This window comes from Streptomyces chromofuscus (assembly GCF_015160875.1).
Taxonomy (GTDB): Bacteria; Actinomycetota; Actinomycetes; order Streptomycetales; family Streptomycetaceae; genus Streptomyces; species Streptomyces chromofuscus.
Genome location: NZ_CP063374.1, coordinates 3,847,501 through 3,858,635, shown reverse-complemented (window position 1 = coordinate 3,858,635; position 11,135 = coordinate 3,847,501). Strand labels below are relative to the sequence as shown.

Sequence of the window (11,135 nt, the reverse complement as noted above, 5' to 3'; positions counted from 1 at the left end):
GGCAAGCCGCTGTTGGGGCGCTCCGCGGGGCGTCGCCGGGCGGCTCGCGGGGTATCTCCGGGGTATCTCGTGGTGGCGCGAGGCAGTGCGCGGGGCGCATTCGAGGGATCACAAGCGGCACCGCCGCCGCTCTGCGGCGCGTTCTTCGTGGCAGCATGGTGAACCGGTTCGTACGGTGCACTGGTTGTCCACAGCCTGTGGAGGCGTCGATGCGGTGGTTGGTGGGGTGGAGCAGCACCGCCGCGGGAGCCGCCGAGATCGGCTCGGCGGGCGCGACCGGCTACGACGGCGAGACCCTGCACCCCGTCGGCTCCCAACTCCTGTGGGGCGACCCGGATCCCCTGTGGGCGGTCGGCGACTGGCGCCCCGACGAGGTCCGACTCGTCACGGCCGACGCCCAGACCCGGATCGCGGTCCTCGGCACCTGCGGCGCCACCGACGAGGAACTGCGCCTGGGGCTGTTCACCGCACGCGGAGGGGCACTTCGGCACCTGACGGCCTGGCCCGGCAGCTACACGGCGGTCGTCCAGGTCGGCCGGCGCATCACCGTCTGCGGCGATCTGGCGGGCGCCAGACCGGTGTTCCACACCCCCTGGGCCGGCGGCACCGCCTACGCGACCGCCGCGCTGCCGCTGGCCGACCTCATCGAGGCCAACCTCGACTTCGGGCACCTCGCCGCGCTGCTGGCCGCCCCCGACGTCCCCGCCGCGCTGCACGACTCCACCCCGTACGACGGCGTGCGGCGCATTCCGCCGGGGCATGCCCTCATCCTGCGCGCCGGGGCGCGTGAGGTCGCCGGGTACGATCCGGTCGCCTCCCTCGCTGTCGCCGCCCCGCCCGCCGACCCCGACCGCGCGCTCGACGCCGTCCGCGACGCCCTGGTCGACGCCGTCCGGGCCCGCCTCGCCGCCCCCCGACACGTCCCCGGAGCCGACATCGACCCCGGGCCCGTCCCGGGCATGGGCCCCGCCGAACGCCGTGCCGCGCGCGGGATGCCGGTGCCCGGCATCGGGGCGGACCTGTCCGGCGGGCCCGCCTCGGGAACGCTGGCGCTGCTGGCGGCCGGGCTGCCGGGGATGCCGGGCACCGTGCTGGGACACGGCACGGGCGCGGGGGAGCGGCTGCTGGCGGTCACCTTCAACGATCTGGCGGTGGGCGGCCGGGAGGCCGAGCTGGAGCGGGCGGGCGTGCTGGCCGCCAACCCGCGCTTCCACCACGTGGTGGTGGCGGGCGGCGAGGAGACCCTGCCGTACGCCACCCTCGACGGCCCGCTGACCGACGAACCCGGCCCCAGCCTGGTCACCGCAGTCCGGCACCGTGCCAGGCTCGCCTCCGGCAGCGCGGACCACCTCACCGGCTACGGCGCCCGTCAGGTGCTGGACGCCCACCCCGCCCGCCTCGCCGACCTGCTGATGGACCGGCAAAGACGCCACCTGGTCCGCCCGGTGGCCGCCCTCGCCAAGGCCGACGGGTCCGTACTGGTCCCCGCGCGCGTGTACGCGGCGGCCCGGCGCCTGGCCCGCATGCCGTACGGGTCGGGCCTGGAGAGCCTCGCCGAGCGGCTGCTGCAGAAGCGCTTCGAGGAACCCGGGGGCGCGGTCGGTGCCTCGCTCGCGGCGCTGACCTGGGCCGGACCGGGACCGGCGGCGCGCTGGCTGACGGGGGAGGCACTGGCTGAAGTATCGATTCGCTTGCAGGGGGCCACACATCGCTCCGGGCTCGGACCCGGTCAGCGGCCGGGCGACTTCCGCGCGCGGGCCGCGCTCGCCCGTACGGCGGCGGACGTCCGCGTGCTGGAACAGGCCGCCGAGATCCGCTTCCAGCGCCTGCACGCGCCGTTCCTCGACAACCAGGTCGTACGGGCCTGCCGTGCCCTGCCCGAGGCCCTCCGGGTCAAGCCCGGCGCGCGAGCGGCGATCCTGCGCACGGTCCTGCAGGGCGCCGGCATCACCGACCTCCCGCCCGGCTGGGGCGCTCCCTCCCACGTACCGGCCGCCGCCGCCGCGCGGGCCGGCCTGCGGGTGGCGGTCGACTCGCTGATGGCGCTGTTCGACACGCCCCTGCTGGCGGAGGCGGGCCTGGTGGAGGCCCGGGTCGTGCGCAAGGCCCTGCGCGCGGCGGCCCAGGGCGAGCCGCTGCCGCTGGACGGCCTGGCGGACCTGGTGTCCCTGGAGCTGTGGCTGCGACGGCTGCTGGCCCGGCGGGGCACGTGCTGGACGGGGACACCCGCACGCGCGCGTGCGGTGCCCGCGGGCATCACACCGCGTCGAGGGGCGCTCGCGTCCGGCGGGTAGCGCGGCACGCCGTCGGACGGGCGACGCGGCACGTCGTCAGACGCACCTGAACTCCGACTCCGCCCAGTCAGCCACGGCCACGTGGTCCAGGGGAGCGAGCGGCTCCACGACCAGGCGCACCGTCCTGCGCCCGGTCAGGTCCACGTGCACCGGTGTCGCCGCGTCCCCGCCCCTGACGAGGTCGGACTTCCAGAGCCTGGCGCCGTCGGCCCAGACGGAGAAGTACACCCTGCCCAGGCCCAGCGTCGAGTCGTCGATCCCTACCAGCGCGTCGTACGACGCGCACGGGCGGTTGAGGTCGACGGTGACGGACGAGTGGGCGTGGACGCTGACCCCGCGCGCGTACGTCGTCCCGCCGATCGGCAGGCCGTGGCGCGGCCAGACCCAGCTGCTCGCGCTCAGTCGCAGTTCGGGCGCGTTGCCGTCGCCCGTGACGTCGTAGGAGAGCTCGTCGAGCAGGTACGAGGCGGGCGTCGGAGCAGGGGTGGGGGTCGGTGCCGGGGGCTGCGTGGGGGCCGGCGTGGGCGTGGCCGGCGGTGCGGTGGTCGGGGTCGGCCGCGGCTTCGGGGCGGGTGCGGGGGCCGGGCTCCCGGGCGGTGACGGGGCGGGCGTCGGGGTCCGGTCCGCCGCCGGGACGACGGGGGACGGGAGAGGTGGCTGCGGGTCCGGTCGCGACGGGGTGGGGGTGGGCGGTTCCGGCTGGGCGGCCGGGGCCGACGCGGGGGGCTTGGCCGACGGCTTCCGGTCCTCGGCCGGCTGGTCGTCGCCGGCCAGGGCGATGGCCACGACCGCGATCGCCGTGGCCACCACACCGGCCGCGAGACCCGCCTTCACCGGCGCGCCGAGCCCTTCCGAGGCCATCGCGCCACCGCCGCCCGCGCCCGCCCCACCGGCCGAGCCGCCTGCCGCCGTGCCGCCCGCTGCCGCCCCTGCCGAGCCGCCTGCCGCCGCCGAGCCGCCCGTCGCCGAGGTCGCGCCCGCCGCGCCCGCCGCCCCGCCTGCCGCCGCACCGCTGCCCGCTGAAGCACCCGCCGTCGCCCCGCCTGCCGCTGCCGAGCCGCCCGTCGCCGAGGTCGCGCCCGCCGCGCCCGCCGCCCCGGCTCCCGCGCCGCCCGTGCCGCCCGCGAGGATCCCCACCGCCTTGGCGTACCCGGCCGCCCCGAACCAGCCGACGACCGCAACCGGCACGACCGCGGGGATGCTGCTCGCGAGGTCCTCGATCTGGCCGGCGGCCAGCCGGCACCGCGCACATTCCTCCAAGTGCTTGCGCAGCCCCCGCTCGGCCCGCGTGCGCAGCCTGCCGCGCGCGTACGTGCCCAACTGGTCGGCGTAGCGGGCGCACTCCTCGTCGCTGGTGAGCGCGGCGCTGACGTGGGCCTGGAGATACGCCTGCCTCAGGCCCTCGCGGGCGCGACTGGCGAGCACGCGCGTGCCGTTGGCGTCGAGCCCGAACAGCGTGGCGACCTCGCTGGGCGACTCGTCCTCCACCTCGGTGTGCCACAGCACGGCCTGCCAGCGCTCCGGCAGCGAGCGGAACGCCCGCATCGCCAGGGACTGCTCGGCCGCGTGCATGGCGCGCACGTCCGCGCCCAGGTCGAGAGCGTCGGTGTTCGACACCTCCGACGCGCGGGCGGCCTGGGCCGCGAACACCGCGAAGTCGTCGACCAGTTGCTCGCGCCTGGTCGAGGTCGTCCAGCTTGCGGCCACACGCCGGACCGTGGTGAGCAGATAGGCGCGTACGGCGTGCTCGGGGCCGTGGCCGCCGCGAACCGCCTGCAGGACGCGGGCGAAGACCTCGGCGGTGAGGTCGTCGGCGGTGTGCGGATCGCGGCAGCATGTGCGCGCGTACCGGCGTACGGCCTCCGCGTGGCGGCGGTACAGCTCCTCGTAGGCCGTGTCGTCGCCCGCGCGCATCCGGCCGACCAGCTCGGCGTCGGACGGCGGCAGCTCGATCGGCGGCGGCAGGACGCCGTCCTCCCGCCGGTCGCGCTGTGCCGGCACCTGGGGTGCGACCGGGCCGTCGGCCCCGCCGCCCTCGTCACCGAGTGACTCGTCCCGCCCGTCAACGCCCATCGCGGAAAGCCCCCGCCGCCTGCCAACAGTCCCGAACTGGGGCCAGGTTGCCACATTGGCTTTCGTTCAGGAGGTGGTCGTACCGACCATCCACCCGTCCGGGGAGGCCCGTCGTCAGCCAGTGCTAGTGCTCAGTCGTGCGAGGCGGGCGACAGCAGGCCCCCGTGGGCACGGTTCGGGCGGGCCGGGCGTGGGCGCCTGGCGCCCACGCCCACCGTCACACCGGCCGCGACCGCAGGCCCTCCAGGAGGATGTCCAGCAGCCGTGCCGAGGCGGCCGCCTGCTGGGCCGCGTCCGGCAGCGAGGGCGCCGCCGTGGCGATCACCAGCAGGACGTCCGAGACCGACACGTCCGGCCGCAGCTCGCCCGCCGCGCGCGCCCGCTCCACGAGCCGGCCCACCACGTCGAGCAGTGCCGCGGCACCGGCGTCGTCCTCGTCCGCCACCGGCGCCTGAGGCACCAGCCGCAGCTCACCGCCGCCCGGCTGCGTCCGCTGCTGCGGCACGCGGGCCTCGTCGGCCTCGCCCTCCTCGGCGACGCCCACCCGCAGCACCTGCGGCGGCAGCAGCCGCCCGGCCCCGGACGCCACCGACGTGCGCAGGAAGCGCGACAGGGCCGACCACGGCTCGTCCTCCTGGCCGAGCGCCGCCCGGGCCTGGTCGGTCAGCCGGGAGGTCTCCTCCTCGGCTATTCGCCGCACCAGGACGTCCTTGCTCGGGAAGCGCCGGTACACCGTGCCGACACCGACCCGCGCGCGGCGTGCCACGTCCTCCATCGGCGCGCCGTACCCCAGCTCGCCGAAGACCTCGCGCGCGGCCCGCAGTACGTGTTCGAGGTTGCGCTGTGCGTCCACCCGCAGCGGCGCGGTCCGCGGGCCGTCCCCGCGTCCGTTGCCCGCCGCCGCGCCGACCGCGCCGCCAGGTGCGATGGCAGTCGCGGATGACCAACGAGAGTCCTGAATCTGCATAAATCCCCCGGTAATGACGTCTCCCCCCGGAGACACTCCCCGCCATAGGTAGCCGGAGCGTGGAGGAACAGGCCCCTACCGAGAGCCGCCCCGCCGGGCCGCCGGGCCCGCCCGTCGCGCACCCGAGAACCGACGAGCGCATCCCCCTACACCCCGTCGACACACGAACATAGTTGAGAGGCAGTCAATTCAGAAGGGGCAGATTCCGCACGGAGCGCCCCCCGATCGGAGTACGGGTCGTATACGTCCCGATTGCACCCCCTTACTCCGCCCGGCACACACCCGTTGACCTGCACGACTCCCGCACGCCGGAGCGTTTCGGCCAACCATGGGCGCGCTCCCGGCCCGGTCACACAATTTGTCGGGGCTGTGGACAAACGCAAGCGCCGGGTGCGTCATGGGATGGTGAAGGAACGTGCGCGCATTCTCGTTGTCGGCGGCGGCTACGTCGGGATGTACACGGCCCTGCGCCTGCAGCGGAAGCTGAGGCGGGACATCGGGCGGGGCCGGGCCGAGATCACGGTCGTCACACCCGACCCCTACATGACGTACCAGCCGTTCCTCCCCGAGGCGGCCGCCGGCTCCATCTCCCCGCGCCATGTCGTCGTGCCGCTGCGCCACGTCCTGCCCGACTGCCGGGTGATCGTCGGCGAGGTCCGCTCCATCCGGCACGCCGAGCGCCTCGCGACCCTCACCACCCTCGCCGCCGAGGAGGGCGCCGGCGCCGAACAGCTGCCGTACGACGAGCTGGTCCTCGCCCCCGGATCCGTCTCGCGCACCCTGCCCGTCCCCGGTCTCGCCGAGCACGGCATCGGCTTCAAGACCGTGGAGGAGGCCATCGGCCTGCGCAACCACGTCATCGAGCAGATGGACATCGCCTCCTCCACCCGCGACCCCGCCGTGCGCGACGCGGCCCTCACCTTCGTCTTCGTCGGCGGCGGCTACGCAGGCGTCGAGGCACTCGGCGAACTCGAGGACATGGCCCGCTACGCCACGCGCTACTACCACAACGTCCGCCCCGAGGACCTGAGGTGGATCCTGGTCGAGGCCACCGACCGCATCCTCCCCGAGGTCGGCGAGGAACTCGGCCGCTACACCATCACCGAACTGCGCCGCCGCAACATCCAGGTCCTGCTGGAGACCCGCCTGGAGTCGTGCGCCGACCGGGTCGCGGTGCTCAGCGACGGCCAGCGCTTCCCCACGCGCACGGTCGTCTGGACGGCCGGCGTCAAACCCCACCCGCTGCTCGCCGCCACCGACCTGCCGCTCACCGGCCGGGGCCGCCTGAAGTGCACCCCGGAGCTGGCGATCGAGGGGCACGCGCACGCGTGGGCCGCCGGCGATGCTGCCGCCGTCCCCGACGTCACCGCCGACGGGCCCGGTACTCCCGGCGCGTCCGGCGCGGAGTGCGCCCCCAACGCCCAGCACGCGCTCCGCCAGGCGAAGGTCCTCGGCGACAACATCGTCCGCTCCCTGCGCGGGGAGCCCCTCGAGACGTACGCCCACCAGTACGCCGGTTCGGTCGCCTCCCTCGGACTGCACAAGGGCGCCGCCCACGTCTACGGGCGCAAAGTCAAGGGCTACCCCGCGTGGTTCATGCACCGGGCCTACCACCTGAGCAGGATGCCCACGGTCAACCGCAAGGCGCGCGTCCTGGCCGAATGGACCCTCTCGGGCCTCTTCAAACGGGAGATCGTCTCCCTGGGTTCACTCGAACATCCCCGAGCGGAGTTCGAACTCGCGGCCGGTGGAAAGCATCCTTACGACCCGAAGGGGTCGACCTGACTCTCCCGAGGAACTCTCGCGGCCACCCCGGCGTCTGACGGATGTCGGCCCGGTCGGCCACCCTGCCAGACTGGTCCCCGCGTCAGGGCGGACCGCCGCCCACCCTGCCCACCGAACCCACGAGGCTTTTCCCAAGTGCTGCACTTCCCAGGGGTCCCGACACGGCACGGCCACCGCCGCGCCACCCCCGGGGGACCGGGCCGGGTCCGGAGCCGGTCGACGACGACTACACGAGGCAAGGATTCGTGAACTTCACGCGCTGGAGCGCCCGGCTCCCCGGAACGCAGCGCCGCACCGCGGCGCGGACCGACCAGGCGGTCGCCCAGGACCGTCGGGGGGACGGCTCCGTCCCCGCGGCCCGCGCCGAACAACTGACCGACGACCCGCCGTCGGCCCCAGCCGTCGACGAACTGCCCGTACGCGCCGTCCTCGAACGCGTCCCCGCACTCGTCGCCCTCGTCCACGGCCCCGACCACCGCCTCGCCTACGTCAACGACGCCTACGCCACGGCCTTCGGCGGCCGCCCGGTGGGCGAACCGGCCGCCGGGGCCCTCCCCGAGCTGCGCGACCTGGGCCTGCTGCCCCTGCTCGACCAGGTCCTGCGCAGCGGCAAGCCCCGTACCGTCAAGTCCCGCAAGGCCCCCGACGGCCGCTCCTACACCTTCACCTGCACCCCCGTGGCCGACGGCGCCGGAGCCGGGGTCCTCATCTTCGCCACCGACGTCACCGACCACGCCGAGGCCGCCGAACGCCTCAGAGCCAGCGAACGCCGCCAGCGCGAGACGGCCGTGACCCTGCAGCGGTCGCTGCTCCCCCAGGAGCTCGAGCAGCCGGACGACCTGCGCATCGCCGTCGCCTACCAGCCGGGCGGCACGGAGGCCGCGGTCGGCGGCGACTGGTACGACGTGATCACCCTCGGCGGCGGCCGCACGGCCCTGGTGATCGGCGACGTCATGGGCCGAGGCGTCCGCGCGGCAGCGGTCATGGGCCAGCTCCGTACGGCCGTCCGCGCCTACGCCCGTCTCGACCTCCCCCCGCACGAGGTCCTCCAGCTCCTCGACGGCCTCGCCACGGAGATCGACCCCCACCAGATCGCCACCTGCGTCTACGCCGTCCACGACCCCAACGAGGGCCGGCTGGTGTACGCCTCCGCCGGCCACCTCCCCATCCTCGTCCGCGACGAGAACGGCACGGTCCTGCGCGCCGACGAACCCACCGGACCGCCCCTGGGCACCGGCGGCTGGATGCACGCCTCGGGCTCGGTCCCGCTCGCCCCCGGCTCCGTGGCCGTCCTCTACACCGACGGCCTCGTCGAACGCCGGGACGCCGACCTCGACGAGGGCATCGAGGCTCTCAGGCAAGCCTTCGCCGGTGCCACCGGCACGCCCCAGGTGATCTGCGACCGCCTGCTCCGCTCGGCCGGCGTCACCGCCGACCACGACGACGACGTGGCCGTCCTGGTCCTCCAGCACCCTGCCCGCACCGGCGCGGACAGCGACCTCTTCCGCAACGCCGCCCTGGAACTCCTCGGCGGTGTCGAAGCGGCCCCACGCGCGCGTGCCTTCGCCTCCGGCGTCCTCACCAGCTGGCGCTTCGCGGCGGACCTGCACGACCTGGGCGTCCTGGCCGCCAGCGAACTGGTCGCCAACTCCCTCCAGCACGGCACCCCGCCCATGCGCCTGCGGCTGCGTCGCACCGACCGCCGACTGATCATCGAGGTCACCGACGGCGACGACCACCTCCCCCGCCGCCGCCGGGCGGAGCCGGGCGACGAGTCGGGCCGCGGCATCGCGATCGTCGCGACGATCGCCTCGGCCTGGGGCTGCCGGAGAACGCCCGGAGGCGGCAAGGCGGTGTGGTGCGAGTTCGCACTGCCGAACAAGTAGCCGCGACGGCGGGGCCGCGGACCCACGGCTACGCCTCCGCCGACACCGGCTCCGCGGCCCCGCCCCGCGTCACCACGCGGCTGCGCACGAGCCACGGCTGGTCCTGCGCCTCGGTCAGCCGCCGCCCCAGCCGCACGGCGAGGACGGTGATCCCCAGCGAGAACAGCAGGAACGTCACGATGTACGGCGCGTGCAGCGAAGCCCCCATGGGACCGCCCACCGCCGGTCCGACAGCCAGCGCCAGCTGCTTCACCAGGGCGAAGGCCGAGTTGTACTGCCCCGCCATCCCCGTGGGCGCGAGATCGGCGACGAGCGGAGCCACCGTGGGCGACAGCATCGCCTCACCGAGGCCGAACAGCGCGTACGTGGAGACGAACGCGGCCGTCGCCGTCTCCTGACTGACGTGCCCCAGCCCGGCGTACCCCGCCACGATCCAGGCAACGGCCCAGATCAGCCCCACTGCGGCGATCACCCGCGACCGCCGGCGCCGCTCGACGAACTTCAGCACCACGAACTGCGCCACGACGATCACCGCGGTGTTGGCGGCCAGTGCCGTCCCCAGCGCGGACGTGGAGATCCCGGCAGCCTCGACACCGTAGGCGCTGAGCCCCGACTCGAACTGCCCGTAGCAGGCGAAGAACAACACGAACCCGAGCACGCACAGCTGCACCATCGCCCGGTTCCCCAGCAGCTGCTTCCAGCCGCTCCTGGCGGCCGCGGCCGCCGACGGCGCCTTGCCGATGCGCGGCGAGTGCGGCATCCGCACGGTCGCCATCACCACGACCAGCAGCAGGAACATCGCCGCCTCGATCGCGAACAGCAGCGTGAACGACGACACCCGCGTCGCGTCGACGAGGTGCCCTCCGATGAGCCCACCGACACCGAGCCCGAGGTTCTGCAGGAAGAACTGCGTGGCGAACGCCCGCGACCGCGTCTCCGCCGACGAGCACTCCACGATCATCGTCGCCAGCGCCGGCTGCATCACGGCCTGCCCGGCACCCAGCGCCGCCGCCGACAGCAGTACGGCGGTCGCGTTGCCCGCGAGGCCCAGGCTCAGCGCCCCGAGCGCGGCGGTGACCAGGGCGGTAAGCAGCACCGGCAGCGGGCCGCGCCGGACGATGGCCCGTCCGGCGAACGGCAGCACGATCAGCGCGGCCACGGCGAAGACGGCAAGGACGAGCCCCGCCGTCACGGCCCCCAGTCCCCGCACCTGCGCCACGTAGACGTACAGGTAGGGAACGGTGAAGCCGAGCCCGAAGGCGCTGAGTGCGTTACCCACGTGGATCCGGCGCATCGCTGCGCCCATCGCCCTGGTCACGTTCACCTCTCTCGAGATCGCGAAGCGTTCAGACGTTAGGACTGAAGACTTAGAAACTAAACTTCGAAGCTAAAGAGTACATACAGAAGGACTTCAACGCCAACGGCCTCCGTGTCATACTTCGCCCATGGGCGACACCCCCGGCGTCACTGAGCCGACCCTCGAAGAACAGATCGCCGCCTACCAGCGCGAGTTCCAGGACCTCGATCCGCAGGTCGAGCAGATCGTCTCGGCGCTGTCCCGGCTGAACCGCCGCATGAACGTCGCCTACGGCCGTCAGACCGCCGCGCTCGGCATCAGCAACGCGGAGTGGGAGGTCCTCAAGGCCCTCGTCCTGTCCGGCGCCCCTTATCGCCTGGGGCCCAGCGACCTCGCCAAGCGCCTCGGCCTCACACCGGCCGCCATGACCCACCGGATCGACCGTATGGTCGCCGAGGGCCTGGTCACCCGGGAGCGGGACGAGAACAACCGCGTACGGGTGATCGTCGAGCTGACGTCGGAGGGCCGCGGGAAGTGGCTGGAGGCCATGCGCATGGCGTCGGTCTTCGAGGAGGACCTCCTTCAGGACCTCTCCCCGGACGAGCGAACGGCCCTCGGCGAGGTCCTGACGAGGCTCCTGCGCAGGGTCGAGCACGCCCAGCCGGACGCGGGCGGCCGCCTCAGCGACCTGGACTGAGCCCGCTGACCTGGGGCGGAAGCGGACAGAAAAGATCTTGACAGGGGATGCTTGACAGCCCCCTCGCGGATCCGTAGAGTTCTTCGGGTTGCCGCGGAGCCGTAACGGTTCTCCAGCAGCACCTCTCGCCGTGAAA

The 11,135-nt window shown here is 74.3% G+C and carries 7 protein-coding genes; 4 read left to right on the top strand and 3 right to left on the bottom strand.

Going from position 1 to position 11,135, the window contains the following annotated elements; genetic code table 11:
• Positions 1 to 209 precede the first annotated feature (209 nt).
• Positions 210 to 2,294 (top strand): asparagine synthase-related protein, encoded by a 2,085-nt coding sequence (locus IPT68_RS17365; protein WP_189696145.1) that lies wholly within the window; start codon positions 210 to 212, stop codon positions 2,292 to 2,294.
• A 36-nt stretch (positions 2,295 to 2,330) separates the two neighbouring features.
• On the opposite strand, the gene IPT68_RS17360 is transcribed toward IPT68_RS17365, so the two are convergent.
• Both IPT68_RS17360 and IPT68_RS17355 read right to left on the bottom strand, forming a co-directional pair.
• Positions 2,331 to 4,367, bottom strand: a complete 2,037-nt coding sequence (locus tag IPT68_RS17360; protein WP_189696146.1) for a sigma-70 family RNA polymerase sigma factor — start codon at positions 4,365 to 4,367, stop codon at positions 2,331 to 2,333.
• Positions 4,368 to 4,584: 217 nt separating this feature from the next.
• The gene (locus IPT68_RS17355; RefSeq protein ID WP_189696147.1) at positions 4,585 to 5,334 is read right to left on the bottom strand and encodes a TetR/AcrR family transcriptional regulator; all 750 of its coding nucleotides are present in this window, start codon (positions 5,332 to 5,334) and stop codon (positions 4,585 to 4,587) included.
• A gap of 402 nt (positions 5,335 to 5,736) precedes the next feature.
• On the opposite strand from IPT68_RS17355, the gene IPT68_RS17350 reads away from it, so the two are divergent.
• Both IPT68_RS17350 and IPT68_RS17345 read left to right on the top strand, forming a co-directional pair.
• Entirely contained in the window at positions 5,737 to 7,119 is a 1,383-nt protein-coding gene (locus tag IPT68_RS17350; protein ID WP_189696148.1) for an NAD(P)/FAD-dependent oxidoreductase, read from the top strand.
• A gap of 245 nt (positions 7,120 to 7,364) precedes the next feature.
• On the top strand, positions 7,365 to 9,005 hold the full coding sequence (locus IPT68_RS17345; RefSeq protein WP_189696149.1) for an ATP-binding SpoIIE family protein phosphatase: 1,641 nt from the start codon (positions 7,365 to 7,367) through the stop codon (positions 9,003 to 9,005).
• 28 nt (positions 9,006 to 9,033) lie between these two features.
• On the opposite strand, the gene IPT68_RS17340 is transcribed toward IPT68_RS17345, so the two are convergent.
• A complete protein-coding gene (locus IPT68_RS17340; RefSeq protein WP_189696213.1) occupies positions 9,034 to 10,311 on the bottom strand; it encodes an MFS transporter in 1,278 nt (425 codons plus the stop codon).
• A gap of 139 nt (positions 10,312 to 10,450) precedes the next feature.
• Between IPT68_RS17340 and IPT68_RS17335 the strand changes: the two genes are divergently transcribed.
• On the top strand, positions 10,451 to 10,999 hold the full coding sequence (locus IPT68_RS17335; RefSeq protein ID WP_189696150.1) for a MarR family winged helix-turn-helix transcriptional regulator: 549 nt from the start codon (positions 10,451 to 10,453) through the stop codon (positions 10,997 to 10,999).
• Positions 11,000 to 11,135: the final 136 nt, after the last annotated feature.

Bases quoted from the DNA above. Each gene is read 5' to 3' on its own strand.
- IPT68_RS17365 (WP_189696145.1), top strand. From the start codon at position 210: ATGCGGTGGTTGGTGGGGTGGAGCAGCACCGCCGCGGGAGCCGCCGAG.
- IPT68_RS17360 (WP_189696146.1), bottom strand. From the start codon at position 4,367: ATGGGCGTTGACGGGCGGGACGAGTCACTCGGTGACGAGGGCGGCGGG.
- IPT68_RS17355 (WP_189696147.1), bottom strand. From the start codon at position 5,334: ATGCAGATTCAGGACTCTCGTTGGTCATCCGCGACTGCCATCGCACCT.
- IPT68_RS17350 (WP_189696148.1), top strand. From the start codon at position 5,737: ATGGTGAAGGAACGTGCGCGCATTCTCGTTGTCGGCGGCGGCTACGTC.
- IPT68_RS17340 (WP_189696213.1), bottom strand. From the start codon at position 10,311: ATGGGCGCAGCGATGCGCCGGATCCACGTGGGTAACGCACTCAGCGCC.
- IPT68_RS17335 (WP_189696150.1), top strand. From the start codon at position 10,451: ATGGGCGACACCCCCGGCGTCACTGAGCCGACCCTCGAAGAACAGATC.